Annotated in this window: 22 protein-coding genes and 1 tRNA gene; 3 read left to right on the top strand and 20 right to left on the bottom strand. The window is 57.4% G+C overall.

Annotated elements, in window-relative coordinates; genetic code table 11:
• The first annotated feature begins 31 nt into the window (after positions 1 to 31).
• The gene (locus tag GFC01_RS02660) at positions 32 to 169 is read left to right on the top strand and encodes a hypothetical protein (RefSeq protein WP_152945086.1); all 138 of its coding nucleotides are present in this window, start codon (positions 32 to 34) and stop codon (positions 167 to 169) included.
• Positions 170 to 219: 50 nt separating this feature from the next.
• Here the strand turns inward: GFC01_RS02660 and GFC01_RS02655 are convergent, their stop codons facing one another.
• From GFC01_RS02655 to cysK (GFC01_RS02620), 8 genes are all read right to left on the bottom strand, one after another.
• Positions 220 to 876: a Uma2 family endonuclease gene (locus GFC01_RS02655; RefSeq protein WP_243137166.1), complete on the bottom strand. Its 657-nt coding sequence runs from the start codon at positions 874 to 876 to the stop codon at positions 220 to 222.
• A gap of 29 nt (positions 877 to 905) precedes the next feature.
• Positions 906 to 2,414 (bottom strand): 23S rRNA (uracil(1939)-C(5))-methyltransferase RlmD, encoded by a 1,509-nt coding sequence (gene rlmD / locus GFC01_RS02650; RefSeq protein ID WP_341473711.1) that lies wholly within the window; start codon positions 2,412 to 2,414, stop codon positions 906 to 908.
• A gap of 188 nt (positions 2,415 to 2,602) precedes the next feature.
• A tRNA-Thr gene (locus GFC01_RS02645) sits at positions 2,603 to 2,677 on the bottom strand.
• A 284-nt stretch (positions 2,678 to 2,961) separates the two neighbouring features.
• Positions 2,962 to 3,648: a methylated-DNA--[protein]-cysteine S-methyltransferase gene (locus GFC01_RS19920; RefSeq protein ID WP_207707572.1), complete on the bottom strand. Its 687-nt coding sequence runs from the start codon at positions 3,646 to 3,648 to the stop codon at positions 2,962 to 2,964.
• A 352-nt stretch (positions 3,649 to 4,000) separates the two neighbouring features.
• Complete coding sequence (locus GFC01_RS02635; RefSeq protein ID WP_152945109.1) at positions 4,001 to 4,873, bottom strand: DMT family transporter; 873 nt, start codon at positions 4,871 to 4,873, stop codon at positions 4,001 to 4,003.
• A gap of 137 nt (positions 4,874 to 5,010) precedes the next feature.
• Positions 5,011 to 5,919 (bottom strand): cysteine synthase A, encoded by a 909-nt coding sequence (gene cysK, locus GFC01_RS02630; RefSeq protein WP_152945085.1) that lies wholly within the window; start codon positions 5,917 to 5,919, stop codon positions 5,011 to 5,013.
• 107 nt (positions 5,920 to 6,026) lie between these two features.
• Positions 6,027 to 6,182 carry a hypothetical protein gene (locus GFC01_RS02625; protein WP_152945084.1) on the bottom strand — a complete coding sequence of 52 codons (156 nt, stop codon included), beginning with the start codon at positions 6,180 to 6,182 and terminating at the stop codon, positions 6,027 to 6,029.
• A 216-nt stretch (positions 6,183 to 6,398) separates the two neighbouring features.
• Complete coding sequence (gene cysK / locus GFC01_RS02620) at positions 6,399 to 7,325, bottom strand: cysteine synthase A (protein ID WP_152945108.1); 927 nt, start codon at positions 7,323 to 7,325, stop codon at positions 6,399 to 6,401.
• A 441-nt stretch (positions 7,326 to 7,766) separates the two neighbouring features.
• On the opposite strand from cysK (GFC01_RS02620), the gene GFC01_RS02615 reads away from it, so the two are divergent.
• Positions 7,767 to 8,207, top strand: a complete 441-nt coding sequence (locus GFC01_RS02615; RefSeq protein ID WP_152945083.1) for an Hsp20/alpha crystallin family protein — start codon at positions 7,767 to 7,769, stop codon at positions 8,205 to 8,207.
• 67 nt (positions 8,208 to 8,274) lie between these two features.
• Here the strand turns inward: GFC01_RS02615 and GFC01_RS19660 are convergent, their stop codons facing one another.
• The 5 genes from GFC01_RS19660 to GFC01_RS02600 form a co-directional block, all read right to left on the bottom strand.
• Complete coding sequence (locus GFC01_RS19660; protein ID WP_279233421.1) at positions 8,275 to 8,409, bottom strand: hypothetical protein; 135 nt, start codon at positions 8,407 to 8,409, stop codon at positions 8,275 to 8,277.
• Positions 8,410 to 8,709: 300 nt separating this feature from the next.
• Positions 8,710 to 9,084, bottom strand: a complete 375-nt coding sequence (locus GFC01_RS02610) for a desulfoferrodoxin (protein ID WP_152945082.1) — start codon at positions 9,082 to 9,084, stop codon at positions 8,710 to 8,712.
• 14 nt (positions 9,085 to 9,098) lie between these two features.
• Positions 9,099 to 9,275, bottom strand: coding sequence for a rubredoxin-like domain-containing protein (locus GFC01_RS18695; RefSeq protein ID WP_194174766.1), 177 nt, complete (start codon positions 9,273 to 9,275; stop codon positions 9,099 to 9,101).
• 168 nt (positions 9,276 to 9,443) lie between these two features.
• Positions 9,444 to 10,031: a flavodoxin family protein gene (locus tag GFC01_RS02605; protein ID WP_152945081.1), complete on the bottom strand. Its 588-nt coding sequence runs from the start codon at positions 10,029 to 10,031 to the stop codon at positions 9,444 to 9,446.
• Complete coding sequence (locus tag GFC01_RS02600) at positions 10,031 to 10,237, bottom strand: rubredoxin (protein ID WP_152945107.1); 207 nt, start codon at positions 10,235 to 10,237, stop codon at positions 10,031 to 10,033. Before GFC01_RS02600 ends, GFC01_RS02605 begins: the two co-directional genes overlap by 1 nt.
• A 312-nt stretch (positions 10,238 to 10,549) precedes the next feature.
• Between GFC01_RS02600 and GFC01_RS02595 the strand changes: the two genes are divergently transcribed.
• Positions 10,550 to 11,035, top strand: a complete 486-nt coding sequence (locus tag GFC01_RS02595) for a ferritin-like domain-containing protein (protein ID WP_152945080.1) — start codon at positions 10,550 to 10,552, stop codon at positions 11,033 to 11,035.
• A gap of 163 nt (positions 11,036 to 11,198) precedes the next feature.
• On the opposite strand, the gene clpB is transcribed toward GFC01_RS02595, so the two are convergent.
• The 7 genes from clpB to groES all read right to left on the bottom strand — a co-directional run bounded on the left by clpB (position 11,199) and on the right by groES (position 20,206).
• Positions 11,199 to 13,811, bottom strand: coding sequence for an ATP-dependent chaperone ClpB (gene clpB / locus GFC01_RS02590; protein ID WP_152945079.1), 2,613 nt, complete (start codon positions 13,809 to 13,811; stop codon positions 11,199 to 11,201).
• A 257-nt stretch (positions 13,812 to 14,068) separates the two neighbouring features.
• Positions 14,069 to 14,374, bottom strand: a complete 306-nt coding sequence (locus GFC01_RS02585) for a chaperone modulator CbpM (protein WP_243137165.1) — start codon at positions 14,372 to 14,374, stop codon at positions 14,069 to 14,071.
• A complete protein-coding gene (locus GFC01_RS02580) occupies positions 14,371 to 15,378 on the bottom strand; it encodes a DnaJ C-terminal domain-containing protein (protein ID WP_152945078.1) in 1,008 nt (335 codons plus the stop codon). Before GFC01_RS02580 ends, GFC01_RS02585 begins: the two co-directional genes overlap by 4 nt.
• A complete protein-coding gene (locus tag GFC01_RS02575; RefSeq protein WP_194174765.1) occupies positions 15,350 to 15,871 on the bottom strand; it encodes a nucleotide exchange factor GrpE in 522 nt (173 codons plus the stop codon). Before GFC01_RS02575 ends, GFC01_RS02580 begins: the two co-directional genes overlap by 29 nt.
• Before the next feature lie 152 nt (positions 15,872 to 16,023).
• A complete protein-coding gene (dnaK, locus tag GFC01_RS02570; protein ID WP_152945076.1) occupies positions 16,024 to 17,925 on the bottom strand; it encodes a molecular chaperone DnaK in 1,902 nt (633 codons plus the stop codon).
• A gap of 207 nt (positions 17,926 to 18,132) precedes the next feature.
• A complete protein-coding gene (gene groL / locus GFC01_RS02565; RefSeq protein ID WP_152945075.1) occupies positions 18,133 to 19,755 on the bottom strand; it encodes a chaperonin GroEL in 1,623 nt (540 codons plus the stop codon).
• A 163-nt stretch (positions 19,756 to 19,918) separates the two neighbouring features.
• A complete protein-coding gene (groES, locus tag GFC01_RS02560) occupies positions 19,919 to 20,206 on the bottom strand; it encodes a co-chaperone GroES (protein ID WP_341473710.1) in 288 nt (95 codons plus the stop codon).
• Between the last annotated feature and the right edge of the window lie 93 nt (positions 20,207 to 20,299).

The following is a 20,299-nucleotide window of genomic DNA, read 5'->3' as shown; positions in this document are numbered from 1 at the left end:
ATGTACACGATAATGCCTGAGGTGAAATGCTTTGAACAGGAAACTGGATTCACCCCAACCCCTGCCGGGCCGGAAGAAGCCCCCCCGGCCCTGGGACGACCGCAAAAAAGAGGGCATGAGCCTGGGTGAGCTGTTTAAGGAAAGAATAGAAGATATGGGGGAAAAATAAGTTCCCTCTCTTCCAGGGGAATGCCACCGTCTCCTACCGGAAAATGCTATTTAAAAAATACTTTCCACCTGAACCGTCAATCCGGCGATTACATGGGATTGAACCGTCCCCTGCTGCTCCACTTCCCGGTCCAGAACAAATTTTCTTCCCTGCAGGCAAAAAACCTGGACCGATTTACTATGGGGATCAACGATCCAGTATTCCCTGACGCCGCTCTTTTCGTAAACCTTATACTTGCTCCGCAGGTCGTAATAACCGGTGCCGGGGGAAAGGATCTCCACCACCAGGTCCGGGGCGCCATTTATCCGCTTCTCTTCGATAATGGACAGCCTCTCGTTGGAAATGAAAATTATGTCCGGCTGGTAGGTTTCCGTTTCCTCCAGGTAGACGTCAACAGGAGCGTATAAAACAATACCCAGGCCCTTTTCCAGGACAAAGCCCGCCATTTTAAATACCAATTTCATGGACACCATCTGGTGATATGGTGTCGGCGAGGGCGTCATGACCAGTTCCCCCCCAATCAGTTGATAGGGTGACCCTTCCGGAAGGCGGCAGTAGTCTTCGTAGGTATACCTTTGCCGGCCGGCCGCCGGCTCATCCAGGACGATGCTCATTTTTCGCACCTCCATTTCTCTGGTACCGGTTTTGGCATTGATCTTTGCCCGTAGCTTTTTCTTAATTTTACCTGAGCGCTGCTTTTTGCGCAAACCACCTGAACTCCTGGTTAAAAAATTTATCAACGGGAAACGGGTAAGCCCCATGCTAAATAAACCACACATTCCACATGCTGCGTCCAGGGGAACATATCCACCGGCTGAACCTCCTCCACCCGGTATCCTTTGCCGGCCAGATAGCCCAGATCCCGGGCCAGGGTGCCGGGGTCGCAGGAAACGTAGACCACCCGGGGCACACCCATTTTCACCACCGCCTCCAGGGCTTCCCTGCCGCAGCCCCGGCGGGGCGGGTCCAGAACCACCACGTCCGGGCGCAGGCCACAGGCGGCCAGGGCGGGAAGCCGCTCTTCCACCGCCCCCGGGTGGAATTCCGCATTGTCTATCCCGTTCAACACCGCGTTAAGGCGGGCGTCCCCTACCGCCCCGGGCACCACTTCCAGGCCGTACACTTTTTTTGCCCGCCGGGCCAGGAACAGGGCGATGGTACCCACGCCGCTGTAGGCGTCCACCACCGTCTCCCTGCCGGTCAGCGCCGCATAGTCCAGTGCCTGCCGGTACAATACCAGTGTCTGGACGGGGTTCACCTGGTAAAAGGAAGCGGGCGATATGCGGAAGGTGAGGTGATCCAGGCGGTCGGTGATGCATTTCCGCCCCGCCAGGAGCCTGTTCTCCCGGCCCAGAATCACCCCGGCCGGGCCGTCATTGATATTGCGCACCACCGAAGTCAGGCCGGACCTTTGGGACAGCAATTCACCGGTGAAAGCCTTTTCCCCCGGCCACTGCCCGCCGCCGGTCACCAGCACGACCATTATTTCCCCGGTAAAGAATCCCTTACGCAGGACCACATGGCGAAAAAAGGGTTTGTGGCGTTTCCAGTCATTGATCCCGCCGGGAGCGCCGTGCCCGTATTTATTCAGCAGATTTTCTATGACTTTCGCCACTTCATTGAGATCCCGGTCCACCAGCAGGCAGCCGCCCGGGCCATCTTGAAAAATGGGAACCAGGTTGTGGGAGTCACCTGCATAAAAGCCCAGCCGGTAACGGCCTCCCCTTTCCCCCACCTGTAGAACGACCTTGTTCCGGTAGTGCCAGGGATTATCCATACCGGCGGTGTCCCGGACGGCCACCCCGGAAAGGCCGCCAATGCGGGCCAGGCTGTCCTTCACCAGGCCGGTCTTCAGATGGAGCTGCTCCGCATAATCCACATGCTGCAGGCGGCAGCCCCCGCAGGCTGAAAAACGGGCACACCGGGGAGGGCGGCGGCCGGGGGAAGGCTTTTTCACCGCCAGCAGGCGTGCCCGGGCATAGTTCTTTTTCCATTCCAGCACTTCGGCCAGGACCGTATCCCCGGGAGCCGTTTCAGGAACGAACACGGCCAGCCCCCGGTACCGCCCCACCCCTTCCCCGGCATGGGTCAGGCCGGTTATGGATAGTTCAATTTGCTCCATCTTTTTCAAGGGAAATTCTTTATTCATAGGTATAACATTCCCACTGATACATTTCTTTAGAATCCGGGCCAATTCCATGTTCGCCGGCCGGATGGCTTTGCCGGCCACCGTAACCAGGGACACGGGAAATTTCGCCGCCTGACGGCAGATTTCCAGCACACTTTTCGGGGTGGCGTCGTCGTCAACAATAAATCTTCATTTTCGCCCCATCCTGAGAAACAGCATTTTCTCAACTACGCAATATTTTGCACCCGCTATACGTTATAATTAAAAACGAAGGGCCGCAATTCCTTGCGGCACCTGGCTTTTTCTGGAGCTGGTGGTCGGATTCGAACCGACGACCTGCGCATTACGAGTGCGCTGCTCTACCCCTGAGCCACACCAGCATTATTCTGTTGTTTCACATGAAAGACCCGGCCCGTGCGGGCGACAGGACACCGAACAACCGGTGCACTAAATATATTACCGCATAGATTCGCTCCTGTCAATCGGTACCCCACCCGGCCAGTGCTGACGCACCCATAATAGCTGCAGGTTTTGTCTGCCGGGAAATCGGGCATGTGTTTTGCCCGATAAGGGTTTCAGAGCCTGATATCCCTCAATAATCTATGCAGTGCCGGGCCTGCCATTCATGCCCTCAGCCGTGTTACCCGCCCGGTGGACACCCCTTTCACTCCCCTTTCAACGAATAGCGCCCGGCCGGATCGGGCCGGCAGCCCTCCAGCTCCAGCAAACGCCTTTTTAAAGGCAGGCCGCCCCCAAAACCCCCCAGAGAACCGTCCCGGGCGATTACCCGGTGACAGGGAATAACCAGCGGCACCAGATTCGCCGCCAGGGCGTTACCCACGGCCCGGGCCGCCCCGGGGCGACCCACGGCGGCAGCCACCTGCCCGTAGGACCACAGCTGGCCGTAACCTATGTGCCGGACAAATTCCAGTACCCGGGCGAAAAATAACGGATAGGGGGAAAGGTCAACGGCAATATTCAAAAAAGACACCGGCCGGCCCTGAAAGTACCGCTCCAGCCCACCGGCCAGCAGGGCAACACTTCTTTCAATTATTAGCCGGTGACTTGTCTCCGTACCTTCCGGATGCCCGTCAGTTGTCCCCTCTGATCCGTATTCTGCACCTGATTCTGAAACCTGATCACTTTGGGATGGACAACATCCTTCCCCGGGCCGGGGGACTATGCCGGGGTTTTTCCGGAACCGTCGCCCGGCTGCAGGCAGCACTTCCTTAACGGCCACCCGGGCCTCTTCCCTGGTGGGCCGGGGGAAGGACAGGGCCAGCAGGCCCTGCCGGCTCCAGAGGGTGCCGATCCAGCCTTCAGCCGTGGATAATAGATGAAATTGTTCCACAACATCACCACCAGAATATCATGAACAGATTGGCCAGGCTGTAAGCACCTGGCATGGGGTGGATATACTCCTGATATAAGAGGTTGCCCAACATGACATATAAAAAGAACCATTTCCGATAAGCGGCTCCAATTCGGAAGGAACCGGAGCCGGCCGGACCGGAAGAGGGCGGCTAGATAACCGGCACCGGCAATGTTCAAGATTGTCCCGATATTGCGGTAGCTGCTGACACCACCAATATAGCATAAAAACCCAATTATTACGGTTCGACAAACCCGGAGGCTTCATTCCGCAAGGTATCTTATGCTATGGAAAGGCCATGCACATTTACGCCGGCATTAAAACCCCCGTGTTACTTCACCGCCGCCCGGATGAAAATAGCCAGACCCGTGATGATAACGGCGCCGCCAATTAACTGCATGGGCGACGGTATCTGGTGAAAAATGAAATATGCCAGGACGGTGGCCCCCACCGGTTCACCCAGGATGCTCACCGAAACCACGGCCGCTTTTACATAGCGCAGCGCCCAGTTGAAAAGGGTGTGCCCGAAGATGGTGGGCACCAGGGCCAGCAGGAAAAACCACAGCCAGCTCAGGGGCGGGTATGGATACAGGGGGGTGGCCGTGCACAGGCACCCCAGGAGCAGGGTCAGGGCGCTGGCGCCGTAGACCAGGAAAATGTATGGCACCAGGGACAGATGATTACGCAAACCGCGGCCGATGAGCACGTACCCGGCAATGAAAACAGCCCCGGCAAAGGCCAGGATGTCCCCCCACAGGGCCTGCCCGCCCACCTGGAAATCTCCTATACCAACGATTATACTGCCGGTCAGGGCCATGGCCGCCCCCAAAAGTCCGATCCGGGCAATTTTTTCTTTAAAAATCAGGTAGCCGCCAACAACCACAAACAAGGGCTGCATGGTCACCAGCACGGTGGAGCTGGCAATGGAGGTATAATTCAGGGAACTGATCCAGGAAGTAAAATGCAGGGCCAGCAAAATGCCCGACAGGCAGGCCAGGACCACGTCCCGCCGCCCCATGGCCCGCAGTTCCCTGCGCCCGCCGGAAAGGGCAAAGGGGGCGATCATGAGCACGGTAAAGCCCAGGCGGTAAAAGGCGATGACCATGGGCGGGGCCGCGGCCAGCCTGGTAAAGATGGAAGAAAAGGCGGCCCCCACCACACCCACCAGGATGGCCAGGTAGGGGTTGATCGGGGCTCGCTCCATATCCAACCCGGCCGGTGTTGAACCATTGATAGCCGGGCCGTCAATGGTAACCTTACGAATTGCCGTCATAAAACCCTCGTCCGATTATCAACGTAATCAGACATTCCCCTTTCTTCGGAAAAGTCGTCGGTCGTCAGTTATGGGGAACACCTGGCACAAATGGACCGGAACAGGGTGGTGCTTAAATAGCGGTCGCCCCGGTCGGGCAGGATGGTCACAATGTTTCCCGCATCCATCATTCGGGCTATTTTCAGTGCCCCGGCCACCGCCGCGCCGCTGGACATACCGACAAAAAGGCCCTCCCGGGTGGCCAGCATTCTGGCCATTTCAAAGGCTTCGTCATCTTCTACGGTAATCTTTTCGTCCAGCATTTCCGGGCGGTAAATGGCCGGAACAATGGCCTCTTCCATGTTTTTCAGTCCCTGGATGGCATGACCCTTCACCGGCTCAACCCCTACAATTTTCACCCCCGGATTTTTCTCCTTCAGGTATTTTCCCGTACCCATCAATGTACCGGTGGTGCCCATACCGGCCACAAAAACGTCCACTTCACCCCTGGTTTGGGCCCAGATCTCCGGCCCCGTGGTTTCGTAATGGGCCAGGGTATTATTTTCGTTCTGGAACTGGTTGGGCATATAATATCTGTCCGGGTTTTCGCCGATAATCTGGTGCGCCTTCCGGATAGAACCATCGGTGCCTTCTTCCGCCGGGGTGAGGATCACCTCGGCGCCGAAGGCCTGCAGGATGCGGCTCCTCTCCATACTGACGCAGGCCGGCATCACCAGGGTAACCCGGTATCCCCTGGCCGCCCCGATCATGGCTATGGCAATGCCCGTATTCCCCGACGTGGGCTCCAGGATGATCTTATCCCGGGTCAGCTCTCCTGCTTCTTCCGCTTTTTTAATCATGTAGTAGGCCGGGCGGTCCTTGATAGATCCACCCGGGTTGCTCCCCTCGAATTTGGCGTAAATTTTTACCGCAGGGTTGCCGTTGGAAATTTTTAATTGTACAAGTGGTGTATTTCCGATGGCGGATAATATGTCCATACTGTCATCTCCAGGAATTTGTGATATTTATTTGCTGACAGAAACGTTTTCGGAAGCGGGGCGATAATAGCTGGCAGTGGACAGGACCCGGCCTGGAGGCCGCTTGTTCACAGGCTGACACCCTCCTCGATACGCGCCTGGCTGTCCCGTATGCTTTGAACATCCCCTTTGAGAGTTGTAACATCCTTCTGGATATTTTTCTGGCCTTCCGCGAGGGATTGCAATTGTTGCAATACCAGCTCCTGGAACCTGTCCTGTTCCACACCCATTCTCCTTTCATACATATTACCTTTCGGAGGCAGGGGGAAAGGTTACTGGCAATGCCGCCCAGCCATGAAACAATTCTCCCTCGCCGGCCCGATCTCCTTCTGCCGGAATTCTCCAGTGTCCATAAAACATTTGTGTTTCCCCGATTTTCTTAAGTATGTCAGGACAAAATTCCCCCGGGAATTTCGCCTGATTCCCCGGGCATGTCAGGACTAAAAAATACCCGTGGACAGGTAGCGCTCCCCGGTGTCCGGCAGCAGCACCACCACAGTCTTGCCCCGGTTTTCCGGCCGGCCGGCCACCTGCAGGGCCGCCCAGGCGGCCGCCCCCGCGGAGATGCCCACCAGCAGTCCCTCCTCCCGGGCCAGGCGGCGGGCCGTATCCATGGCCTGCCCATCGGTAACGGTAATTATTTCATCCAGCAGGGAGACATCCAGCACATCCGGCACGAACCCCGCCCCGATGCCCTGTATTTTATGCGGTCCGGGTTGCCCGCCGGAGAGAACGGGCGAAGCGGCCGGTTCCACCGCCACCACCCTGACGGAAGGTCTTTTTCCCTTTAAAACCGAGGCCACACCGGTGACGGTCCCCCCGGTACCCACGCCGGCCACAAAGAAATCCACCTCTCCGCCGGTATCCCGCCAGATTTCTTCCGCCGTGGTCATCCGGTGGACGGCCGGGTTGGCCGGGTTTTCAAATTGCTGGGGCATAAAGGCGTTGGAGTAGGATTCCACCAGTTCCCGGGCTTTGCGCACCGCCCCGCCCATCCCCTCATCACCCGGCGTCAGCACAATTTCGGCCCCGAAAGCCTGCAAAAGCATACGCCTTTCCATGCTCATGGTTTCGGGCATGGTCAGCACCAGCCGGTAACCCCGCACGGCACAGACCATGGCCAGGCCGACGCCTGTATTACCACTGGTGGGTTCAATGATCAAAGTATCTTTGTTAATCAAGCCCTTTTCCTCGGCGGCGCGGATCATATTCCAGGCAATGCGGTCCTTTACACTGCCCCCGGGGTTAAAAAATTCCACCTTGGCCACCACGGTGGCGGGAAGCCCGGCGGCCAGCTTGTTCAACCGGATCATGGGTGTGGACCCGATCAAATCCAGCACGCTGTCAAAAACAGGCACGGAGGTCATCCCTTTCAAAAATATAGTTTAAGACCCGTTGCAACCGGCTAAACACCGGAGGAATTTTAAGCCATTTTCCTTATGTCCGGGTACCGCTTTTTTATTTTACCCTTTTCAAACCCAACCGGGCAACCCGGTTTCGAACTGAAGACATATAAATTATCTTGCCCTTTCCTTCCCGCCGGCAGAAACAATCTTTTTATCCTTTTGGCCGGCTGGTAAAGTTAACTTGAGTACTGATGTAAAGCGATGGATATATACACAAAATCAGCCGCACCGGCATGTAAAAGGGAGAAATATTGATATATTTATCCCCTTTTACCTTTTAATGGTTAATATAATCAGTAATAATTATTGACAGCATCCCGTCTCTGTTTTAATTTTTAATCAGGTTGACCAAAAAGGTCCGGACCTCTTAGCCACAAACAAAAACCAAAGGAGGATGAAAAAATGTCGCTGATCCCCTGGAACCCGTGGCGTGAATTGCAGGAATTGCAGGATGCCCTGGACCGTGCCTTCAGCAGCAGGCTCAGACAGCTGCAGTTGCCCGGTGTGGCCGCTTCCTGGAAACCGGCGGTGGATGTTATCGACCGGGAGGACAGGCTGGTAATCAAGGCCGAATTGCCGGGGGTGAAAAAGGAAGACATCGATATCCTGGTTACGGAGGACCATGTATCCCTCAAAGGGGAGATCAAACGGGACGAGGAGATCAAGGAAAAGGATTATTTCCGGTCGGAACGCTTCTACGGCTCCTTCACCCGGACCATCCCCCTGCCCACGCCCGTAGAAAAGGAAAAAACAAAAGCCACTTTCAAGGACGGCATCCTGGAAATTGTTCTGCCTAAAGCCGGCGGGGACAAGCCCAAACAAATTCAGGTGACCATCGAATAGACTGGTGCACAGGTATGAACCCGTTGCACTTAAAGCAGGCCTTGCCGGCCTGCTTTTTTAGTGCAGCTTAGCAAAAACTGTCCACCACTTCCTGCCGCCTTTCTATGGCCGGGAGAGGCTGGCGTACCAGCGGACCATCCTTTGCCCGTATGGAGTTGTCCAATCCACCGACCGGCACCAGGGCAGGCCAGTTGATATTCATCCAGATCCCTGGTCCCCCGGCCGCCGATGGTAGTTTGTTCACAATGTACAGGGGCAAGAGATAATGTCTTGCCCCTGTATTCCTTGACAGGCAGTTAGTTTTCTTCCGTTTCTTCGCACAGTGCTTCCCCTGGTGCCCCGCAATGCGTGCAGGCGACCCGATCGGTCCGTTCGCCGTTTTCATCCACAAAGCTACAGGAGGCGGCGCCCATTGCTTTTCCGGACGGGTTTTCCTTCTCAGGTTCATACACATGGACTCAAAGGGAACAAACCCATTTTTTTGCCCATGACCAGGCATCCCCTATGCCTGCCAGACCCCGTGCAGGTTGCAGTGTTCCCTGGCGGTTACTTTTTGGGCTTTGATGCAGAATTCCGCCTCGGGTTTTTCGCCGGGCTTCAAGAACTGGCGATATACCACCCCGTCGGCAATTACTTCAATCCACTCGATATAGTGCTTCTCTTCCATGGGATGGGGCACACTGCCCACCTTGACCAGGAAACCACCGTCCGTCTTTTCGATTACCGGAACGTGCTTTTCCCTGCTGGCATCCACGGTATTCACCTTCATCAGCTGCATGGGCTGGCCGCAGCAGACCAGTTCACCCACCCCGGTGTGAATTACTTCCACCATGTTACCACAAACATTGCACTTGTAAACCTGGTTCAGTTCAGTCATCAGGATTGCCTCCTTTATTCTTTTTCCTTTTTGTAAAGGCGCCCGTCGATCCCGCCGGAATCGGGGCCGCCGCATTCGGGAATGTAGCAGGAAACATCTACAAACTCACAGGCCTCGCCACAGGAAGGGCATTTGTCGGGAGGTTGTTTTTCAAAAAGGGTATAGCCGCAGTTGGCACACTTCCAGGTCATAGGACATATCCTCCTTTCTTCTTAATGATATTTATTATTACTACGTAAAAATTGTTTTTCCTTCCTGGTAATGAAAAAATTTTTCAGGCTTAAGAAAATAAGCATATTTTATCACCAAATCGTATTCTCAATGAACCTGACAAATATGCCGTGCCACTATCATCTAAATCAGGGGATGCACAGCTTGCGGGCAGTTTCCGCAACCTCTTCCAGGGCGCCTGCTTTTTGTAAAATGTCCCCGGCTTTATCCACCCCGGCGTAACACAGGGTGGCCGAAAGTTCAATTTCCAGCATTTTAAAAAAAGCCTTCACCACCTGAACGGATCCGTCAAAAACCCCGGGCATGGTGGTGCCGCCGCAACTGATAAAGATGCCCCGGCGCGCCGGTCGGTTTTTTATACCGGGAATCACCTCTTTTTTTAAAATGTATTTGGCAGCCCAAAACTGCTGGGCACGGTCGATGAGCATCTTGGCCTGGGCACAAATCCCCATGAAAAAAACCGGTGCGGCCAGGATTAAACGGTCGGCTGCCAGGATTTTTTCATAAATCAGGCCGGCGTCGTCCTGCAGCACGCACCTGCCGGTGGGAAAGCAGCCGTCACAGGCCCGGCACGGGGCGTACCGGTAATCGGCAAGGTGCAAAAGCTCAGTGCTGCACCCTGCCGATTCGGCCGCCGCCAGGGCCTGTCCGGCCAGAACGGCCGTATTACCGTTTTTCCTTGGGCTGCAGGCTAAAGCCAGAAACCGTAACTTCATCAAAACAAACCTCCTTTGGCGAATATGTCTTTTCCTGCCCCGCAAGGGGGACAAACCCATCCTTTAAGGAGTTTTTCAAAGGGTGTGCCTGAGGGAATCCCCTTTTCCCGGCCACCTGCTTTTGGATCAGGCGGTTTTATATTGTTTGCGAGGCAAAACAACCGGTAAACCCGGGCAGTTGCCAGAGAATTCAGGAGCCAGAACATATACAAAGAATATGATAAAAAACTAGTAATAATCATTATCATACTACGTTCAATTACCTTCGTCAAATCCGCAAGTCCTTTCAATATTAATATTAATATTAATTTTAATATTATTAAGTTGGTTTTAACATGTTAAAAATACCCTCATCACACCAGATATTAATATTTGTTATTACTGGCAAATCTACCGAAAAATTTGGGCAATAAATAGGTAGCCCATATTACAGAATCCGCACTTATCTATAACAATTGACTTGTCCGGTAAATGTGAAGGTGATAGAATAATGGTAAAACCTGAAGAGGAGTGAAAATATGCCCGACAGCGAACTGGATATTCTAAAAACAGCTATAGTCAATGAAATGGAAGCCCTGCAGTTTTATATCCTGGCTGCCCAGCTGGTAAAAGACCCTGAGACAAAAGAGGCTTTTACCTTTCTGGCCGATGAGGAAGAAATGCATAAGGACCGTCTCACCGGTCTCTACCGGAAAATTGCCCATAACCAGCCTGTGGGGGAAGTGTTGATAGAAGAAACCCCTTCCCCGCACATTTTTGAACCGGGCAAGGCAAAACCGGAATCAAGTTCGCTGGAGGTTTCCCTATTTCATATTTGCATACTGATGGAAAAGGCGTCCATAGACTTTTACCGCCAGGCTGCGGAGAACAGCCGGCGGGAAGAAGTCAAAGCCCTCTGCCGTCAGCTGGCGGACTGGGAAAACAGCCACCTGGAAATTTTACAGAGAATTTATGATCATCTGAAAGAAGAATGGTGGCGGCAACAGGGATTCTCCGCAGCATAGGTTTATGGCTGCAGGTCTTACTTTATGAAAAAACTTCCTCCGCGGTTCAAGCCTGGAGGAAGTTTTTCTTTAACCACTATTATTTAACCACTGTCACCGGCACCTTGACATCATGCAGCCCTTGATAGGTACACTGCCCAGAACCACGGCTCCCCGTGGCATTTTAGATTTGCTTCTCCGCCGCCTTTCGCTCCAGGCGCAAACCGCGGTCATCGCCCGTAAGGAAGATGGTGTCCCCCGGCAGCACCTCGCCTTTGACCATCAGGCGGCTCAAGGGTGTTTCCACTTCCTGCTGGATCAGGCGCTTCAAGGGCCGGGCACCGTAGGCGGGCTCGTAGCCCTTGTTGGCCAGGTAGTTCAGGGCTCCGTCGTCCCACTCCAGTTTGTTGCCGGTGCCGCCCTGGATACGGTCGGCCAGCCTTTGCAGCATCAAAGAGGCGATCTGGCGCATGTGCAACTGGTTCAGGGCGTGGAAGACCACGATTTCATCCACCCGGTTAAGAAACTCGGGCCGGAAGTGCCGGCGCAATATACCCAGCACCTTCTCCTTCATGGCGGCGAAGTCCCCGCCCCTTTCCTGGTGCTCCAGGATTTCCTGGCTGCCGATGTTGGAGGTCATGATCACCACCGTGTTGCGGAAGTTCACCGTGCGGCCGTGGCCGTCGGTGAGCCGGCCGTCGTCCAACAATTGCAGCAGCACGTTGAACACGTCGTGGTGCGCCTTTTCAATTTCATCCAGCAGGATCACCGAATAGGGCTTCCGGCGCACCGCCTCGGTGAGCTGGCCCCCTTCCTCGTAGCCCACATATCCCGGGGGCGCGCCGATGAGCCGGGCCACAGTGTGCTTTTCCATGTATTCGGACATATCCAGGCGAATCATGTTCCGCTCGTCGTCAAAGAGGGCTTCCGCCAGGGCCCGGGCCAGCTCCGTCTTGCCCACGCCGGTGGGCCCCAGGAAGATGAAGCTGCCGATGGGCCGGTTGGGGTCCTTGATTCCCGCCCTGGCGCGGACCACCGCATCGGCCACCGCCCGCACCGCCTCGTCCTGGCCGATGACCCGCCTGTGCAGCTCCTCGTCCAGGTGGATGAGCTTTTCCCTTTCCCCTTCCATCAACTTGCTCACCGGGATGCCCGTCCAGCGGCTGACCACCCGGGCAATGTCTTCCTCGTCCACCTCTTCCTTCAGCAGCATGCCGTGTTTCTGCTTGCCCGCCAGCAGTTCCTCCTCGGCCTTCAGGCGGCGCTCCAGTTCGTTCAGCCGGCCGTATTTCAACTCCGCCAGGCGGTTTAAATCATAGGCCCGTTCGGCCTCTTCCATCTGCTGGCGGGTTTCCTCGATTTCCTTCTTGATCTGGCGCACCCGGCCGATGGCCTGCTTTTCCACCTGCCACTGGGCCTTCATGGCATCGGCCTCGGAGCGCAGGTCGGCCAGCTGCTTTCTGATTTTCTCCAGGCGTTCGGCCGACGCCGGGTCGCTCTCCTTCTTTAAAGCCGCCTCTTCAATTTCCAGCTGCATGATCCGGCGGGTGATCTCATCCAGGGCCGCCGGCATACTGTCGATTTCCGTGCGCAGCCGGGCCGCCGCCTCGTCCATCAGGTCGATAGCCTTGTCCGGCAAAAAGCGGTCGGAAATGTAGCGGTCCGACAGGGTGGCTGCCGCCACCAGGGCCGCGTCCTTAATGCGCACCCCGTGATGCACTTCGTAGCGCTCCTTTAAGCCCCGCAGGATGGAAATGGTATCTTCCACCGAAGGCGGGTTGACGATTACGGGCTGGAAACGCCTTTCCAGGGCGGCGTCCTTTTCCACGTGTTTGCGGTACTCGTCCAGGGTGGTGGCGCCGATGGTCCGCAGCTCCCCCCGGGCCAGCATGGGTTTTAACAGGTTGCCCGCGTCCACCGCCCCTTCGGCGGCGCCGGCCCCCACCACGGTGTGCAGTTCGTCGATGAAAAGGATGATCCTTCCCTCGGACTGCTGCACTTCCTTGAGCACGGCCTTTAAACGCTCCTCAAACTCGCCCCGGTACTTGGCCCCGGCGATCAGCGCCCCCATGTCCAGGCCCACGATGCGCTTGTCTTTCAAGCCTTCGGGCACGTCCTGGGCCACGATGCGCCGGGCCAGGCCTTCCACAATGGCCGTTTTACCCACCCCGGGCTCGCCGATGAGCACCGGGTTGTTCTTGGTGCGCCGGGAAAGGATCTCGATCACCCGGCGGATTTCGTCGTCCCGGCCGATGACCGGGTCCAGCTTGCCCTCCCGGGCCAGGCGGGTGAGATCCCGGCCGTAGCGCTCCAGGGCTTCGTAGGTTTCCTCCGGGTTTTCCCCGGTCACCCGCTGGTTGCCCCGCACGGCCCTCAAGGCCGCCAGCAATCCCTCCCGGGTCAGTCCGGCCTGGGTGAACACCTCCACCAGTTCCCTTTCCCCTTCGGAAAGGAGGGCCAGCAGCAGGTGCTCCACACTGATGTAGTCGTCCTTCATCTCCCGGGCCTCTTCCTCCGCCCGGCCCAGCACCCGGGCCAGGGCGTTGGACAGCCGCAGGCTCCCTTCATAGCCGGTGACCACGGGAATCCGCCGTAAAAGCTCCTCCACCCTGCGTTCCAGGGAAGGTATATTCACCCCGGCGCTCTCCAGGAAGCGGGGGGCCATACCCCCCTCCTGGGCCAGCAGGGCTGCCAGCAGGTGTTTGCCGCTCACTTCCTGATGACGGCGCTGCGCGGCCAGCTGCTGTGCCGCCGCCAGGGCCTCCCGGGACTTTTGTGTATAACGGTTGATATCCATGAAAATATCACCTCCGAAATAAGGCTAGTGTGACAGGGGACGGTTCTTGTGTGACAGTGTGCATCTGTGACAGGGGACGGTTCTTTGACACATCTACCTGAGACAAAGAGATCGTCCCCACGGCTAGCCTGGTTGCCTCGCCCCCCTGGTTATCCTAACCACGGGGATCGTCCCCAATGGTTGTCCCAAAGCGTGACAAGGAACTGTCCCCTGACACACTGACACACCACCGGCCGCAACAACCCGCCGGTGGTTCGTCATAAAAAGGTTCTGCGCAGCCGCTCCAGCTCATCCTCCAGTTTTTCCATACGCTCCAGCAAATCCACGATGACGGCCGCGCCGGTGAGATTGACCCCCAGGGTGCCCCGGAGGCGAAAGATTTTCTGCAGCCGGCGCACCTGGTCCGGGGTAACCATACCCCGGCGCACTTCCAGGATGCCCAGGGCCACCAGCCTTTCCAGCATCTCCGGGTGCAGGCCCAGGCTGCCCACCGGTATCCCGGCCGGCTCCCCTTCCAGATTCAGGGTATGACAGTAAATTGAAAGGCTGTACTTTTTCATCATCTTTGCACCCCCCCGGTACGCAGGGCGGCCAGACGCCGGTAAAGATCCTTTTCTTCCTCCGTAGGCGCTGCGGGGATGTCGATGACCACCCGTACGTACAGGTCCCCCCGGACACCATTTTTCCCGGGCAGGCCCTTGCCCTTCAGGCGCAGGCGGGAACCGGACCTGGTGCCGGCGGGTACCCGCATGAGCACCGCCCCGTCCAGGGTGGGCACGGTCACCTTATCCCCCAGCACGGCCTGATGGGGCAGCAGGATGACACTGGTTTCCAGGTCGCTTCCCTGTACGGTATATACCGGATGGGGAAGGATATGCACCTTTAAGTACAGATCTCCCCTCTCGCCCCCGGCCAGCCCTTCGCCGCCCTGCCCCTTCAGGCGGATGCGGCTGCCCTCGTGCACCCCGGGGGGGATCTTGACGGCCAGGGTCTTTTCCCCTTCCCGGACACCGGTGCCGGCGCAGGCGGGGCAAAAGCCCCTTCCCCGGCTGCCGCTGCCGCCGCATTCCGGACAGATTTCGCGCTGGGAAATCTGGATGGTCTTTTCCCCGCCCCGGTAGGCCTCTTCCAGTGTCAGCTCCAGCCGGGCCTCCACGTCCTCCCCCCGCAGCGGGCCGGTGCGGAAACCGGTTCTGGCTACCCGGCCAAAGGGGGCGCCCCCGAAGAGAATGTCAAAAAAGTCGCTGAAGCCGCTTTTGGGGGTCCCTTCCCCGCCGCTGGTGTAAACAAAAAAGTCACCCATGTCCGGGGGCGGTTCGAAGTTATCCCCGGCCCGCCAGTTAGCCCCCAGACGGTCGTATTTGGCCCTTTTTTCCGGGTCACTTAAAACCTCGTAGGCCTCGTTGATCAGCTTGAACTTTTCCTCAGCTTCCTTTTTATCTTTACCCGTGTGCAGGTCCGGGTGATATTTCCTGGCCAGCTTCCGGTAGGCGGCCTTAATTTCCTTTTCGGTGGCCTGCCGGCTTACCCCCAGAATTTCATAGTAATCCTGAAATTGTACCCCCATATGTTTCACCTGCCTGAGGCTGCCGGGCTACCAGCACCCGGGCCGGACGCAAGATTTCCCCGCTAAAACGGTAGCCCCGGGAGACTTCCCGGGCCACATGTCCCGGCGGGTAATGGCCGTCGGGTATAAAACCCACCCCTTCGTGTTCCTCCGGGTTGAAGGGCCGGCCTTCACTTTCCAGCACCTCCAGGCCGTGGCGGCCCAGAAGGTCCAGCATCTGCCGGTAAACCATGGCCAAACCCCTGGCCACCCCCTCATCGGGAAGCTGGCCGATGGCCCGCTCCAGATTGTCCAGCACCGGCAGCAGGTCCAGTATAAGGGCCTTTTTCCCCTCCAGGCTCTTTTCCCGGACTTCCCGCTCCACCCGCCGCCGGTAGTTGTCAAAGTCGGCCAGGGTGCGCAGATGGCGGTTTTTTTCTTCCGCCAGTTCCCGGCGCAGTTCAGCCAGTTCCTTTTCCGGCATGCCGTTTAATACCTGTTCCTGCCCCGTCATGGGCATTCGCTCCTTTCCAGTAACGTCCCCTCCACCGGGGAGGGGACGTTACCCTACGCCAAACCGGACACTCAAACCAACAATAACAGAGTCAGACTCTGCTTGGGTGATGACGTTAGTTACGACATTGTCTGGCTCACTACCATGGTGGTTTACTTCTCCTCATACTCGGCGTCCACCACATCGTCGCCCTGCGAGCCTGCTCCACCGGAGCCGGCAGAAGCGGCGCCCCGGGAACCGGCGCCGGCCGGTCCGGTGGACCGGGCCGCCTGCAGGAGGGCCTGGGCGGCCTGCTGCAGGTCGCCGGAGAGGGAGCGGATGCGCTCGATGGGTGCGTTTTCCTTCAAGGCCGCCTTCAGGTCGGTCACCAGCTGTTCCGCCCGGGCTTTGATGTGCACCGGCACCCGGTCGCCCACTTCCCTCAGCTGGCGGTCCACCTGGTAGGCCAGGCTGTCGGCTTCGTTGCGCACCTCCACCTCCTGCTTGCGGCGCCTGTCCTCCTCGGCATACATCTGGGCCTCCCGGACCATCCGGTCGATCTCGCTCTTGTCCAGGTTGGAAGAACCGGTTATGGTCACCGTCTGCTCCCTGCCCGTGGCTTTGTCCCGGGCGCTCACTTTCAGGATGCCGTTGGCGTCGATGTCAAAGGTCACCTCAATCTGGGGCACACCCCGGGGAGCCGGGGCAATGCCCTCCAGCTTGAACTGGCCCAGGGAGCGGTTGTCCCGGGCCATTTCCCGCTCGCCCTGCAGCACGTGGATGTCCACGGCCGGCTGGTTGTCCTCGGCGGTGGTGAAAACCTGGCTCCGGCGCACGGGAATGGTGGTGTTGCGCTCGATAATTCTGGTCATCACGCCGCCCAGGGTTTCCACCCCCAGGGACAGGGGCGTCACATCCAGCAGCACCACGTCTTTGATTTCCCCGGCCAGGACGCCCGCCTGGATGGCCGCTCCCACGGCCACCACTTCGTCGGGGTTGACCCCCTGGTGGGGATCCTTGCCGCCGGTCATCTGCCGCACCAGCTGCTGCACCGCCGGAATGCGGGTGGAACCGCCCACCAGGATCACTTCATCGATATCCTTCTCCGTCAGTTTGGCATCGGCCAGGGCCCGCTGCACCGGCCCCCGGCAGCGCTCCACCAGGTGGTGGGTGAGGTCGTCAAACTTGGCCCGGGTGAGCTTCATCTCCAGGTGCTTGGGACCGGTGGCATCGGCGGTGATAAAGGGCAGGCTGATGGTGGTCTCCAGGGTGCTGGAAAGTTCGATCTTGGCCTTTTCCGCCGCTTCCGTCAGCCGCTGCAACGCCTGTTTGTCCTGGCGCAGGTCGATGCCGTAATCCTTTTTGAATTCCTCCGCCAGCCAGTCCACAACGGCCTTGTCGAAATCGTCCCCACCCAGGTGGGTATCCCCGCTGGTGGCCTTTACCTCAAAGACCCCGTCGCCCACTTCCAGGATGGAAACGTCAAAGGTACCGCCGCCCAGGTCAAAGACCAGGATGGTTTCGTTGGTCTTCTTTTCCAGCCCGTAGGCCAGGGCCGCCGCCGTGGGCTCGTTGATGATCCGCAGCACATTCAGCCCGGCAATCTTGCCGGCATCCTTGGTGGCCTGCCGCTGGGCGTCGTTGAAGTAGGCCGGTACGGTAATCACCGCATCAGTGACCTTTTCACCAATGTATTTGGACGCGTCGTCCACCAGTTTCTTTAATACCATGGCTGAAATTTCTTCCGGGGCGTAAGTCCTGCCCCTTGCCCGGAAGCGGACCGCATCATTGGGTCCGGGTTCCACTTTATAGGGCACCAGTTTGGACTCTTCGGTCACCTCGGAATAACGGCGGCCGATAAAACGCTTTACCGAATAAAGGGTGTTCTCGGAATTCAACACCGCCTGGCGCTTGGCCACCTGCCCCACCAGGCGCTCCCCGTCATCTTTGAAGGCTACCACCGAAGGGGTGGTTCTGGAGCCTTCCGCATTGATAATCACCGTGGGCTTGCCGCCTTCCAGTACAGCCACCACCGAATTGGTGGTCCCCAGGTCAATACCCACTGCCTTACCCATTATTCAACCCTCCATTCATTTGCCAGAATGATTATGCCAGAATTATGTTGTTAGGAATTATTACGATTATATTAACATAAGCTGGTCGGTTTTACAAGAGGCTGGCGAAAAATTTTCTTGCAAAATTTATGCCCGATGACAAAAAGTCCCCATGCAGGCATCTGGCACGGGGACTTCCCTTTAAGTCCTTTTACGGGCCCGTCTGATTTACATGGGAGGCATGCCGCCGCCCATGCCGGGCATATCTTTTTCCTTTTCCGGCTTTTCAGCCACCAGGGTTTCGGTGGTCAGGATCATGGCCGCAATGGAAGCGGCGTTCTGCAGGGCGGAACGGGTGACCTTGGCCGGGTCCACAATACCGGCTTCGATCATGTTCACATACTCGCCGGTGAGGGCGTTGAAGCCCACGCCGTCGGGCAGGGACTTGACTTTTTCCACCACCACGGAACCTTCCATGCCGGCGTTGTTGGCAATCTGCCGCAGGGGCTCTTCCAGAGCCCGGCGCACGATGTCCACACCGGTCTTCTCATCCAGGGTGGTGGTTTCAATGCCATCCAACCCCTTGATGGCTTCCACGTAGGCCACACCGCCGCCGGAGACAATGCCTTCCTCCACGGCCGCCCGGGTGGCGTTCAGGGCGTCTTCGATGCGCAGCTTCTTCTCCTTCATTTCCGTCTCGGTGGCCGCACCCACCTGAATGACGGCCACGCCGCCGGCCAGCTTGGCCAGACGCTCCTGCAGCTTCTCCCGGTCGAAGTCGGAAGTGGTTTCTTCGATTTGCTTCTTAATGGAAGCAATGCGGGCGTTGATCTTATCCTGGGATCCGGCGCCGCCCACAATGATGGTTTCTTCCTTCTTCACCCGCACCTTGGAAGCCCGGCCCAGCATATCCATGGTGGCCTTGTCCAGTTTCAGGCCCAGTTCTTCACTGATGACCGTACCGCCGGTGAGGATGGCAATATCCTCCAGCATGGCCTTGCGCCGGTCGCCAAAGCCGGGGGCTTTCACGGCGCAGCAGGAAAGGGTGCCCCGCAGCTTGTTCAGTACCAGGGTGGCCAGAGCTTCCCCTTCCACATCCTCGGCAATGATCAGAAGCGGCTTGCCGGACTGGACAATGCGCTCCAAAATGGGCAGCAGGTCGGTCACCGCGCTGATCTTGCGGTCGGTAATCAGAATGTAGGGATCGCTCAAGTTGGCTTCCATCTTGTCGGTGTCGGTGATCATGTACGGGGATATGTAACCCCGGTCGAAATTCATCCCTTCCACCACTTCCAAAGTGGTGCCGATACCCTTGGATTCCTCCACGGTGATGACCCCGTCCTTGCCCACCTTTTCCATGGCTTCGGCAATCAGTTCACCAATGGAAGGATCGTTGGCGGAGATGGACGCCACCTGGCTGATGGCCGTCTTGCTTTCCACCGGCTTGGCGGCGGACTTCATGGCCTCCACCGCTTTTTCCACCGCTTTTTCAATACCCCGCTTGATGATCATGGGGTTGGCACCGGCGGCCACGTTTTTCAAGCCTTCCCGTACAATGGCCTGGGCCAGCACAGTGGCGGTGGTGGTGCCGTCGCCGGCCACGTCGTTGGTCTTGGTGGCCACTTCCTTGACCAGCTGGGCACCCATATTCTCCAGGGGATCGGTGAGCTCAATTTCCCGGGCGATGGTCACACCATCGTTGGTGATCATGGGCGAACCGAACTTCTTCTCCAGAACAACGTTACGGCCCTTGGGGCCCAGGGTAACCCGCACCGCATCGGCCAGGGCGTTTACGCCCCTTTCCAGAGCCCGGCGGGCGTCTTCCCGGAAAATAATCTCTTTACCAGCCAATGTCCTTTACCTCCTTGAAAATAATGGTCAGGCATCAGTTGCCGGGTTAAACAGCACTCTCCCGGCAGGTGCCGGAACCAACCCGGCTGATGGATTATCAATGTTTTTCGAAGGAACTATCGTTCCCGTGGGGCACTCTTTCCGGCCAGTTGCCGGACCCCGGTTACTTTTCAATCACACCCAGGATGTCCGCTTCCCGCATAATCAGGTACTCTTCACCGTCCAGCTTAACCTCGTTGCCGGCATACTTGGAGAACAGGATCCTGTCCCCCACCTTCAGGTCAATGGGCACCCGGGTACCGTTTTCCAGCAGGCGGCCGGGACCCACTGCCACCACTTCGCCTTCCTGGGGCTTTTCCTTGGCAGTGTCGGGGATGACAATACCCCCCTTGGTCACTTCCTCGCTGGGCAGCGGCTTGACCACTACCCGTTCACCTAACGGTCTGATCACCAAAAACCCCTCCTTGTAAGATTGGTACTGGTTTGACTTTGGCTCATTGTTAGCACTCATTTTAACCGAGTGCTAATACCCACGTACTATAAT

Source organism: Desulfofundulus thermobenzoicus, assembly GCF_009428905.1.
Classification (GTDB): Bacteria; Bacillota; Desulfotomaculia; order Desulfotomaculales; family Desulfovirgulaceae; genus Desulfofundulus_A; species Desulfofundulus_A thermobenzoicus.
The sequence above is the reverse complement of the archived record's forward strand: the minus strand, read 5'-3'. Positions and strand labels throughout refer to the sequence as shown.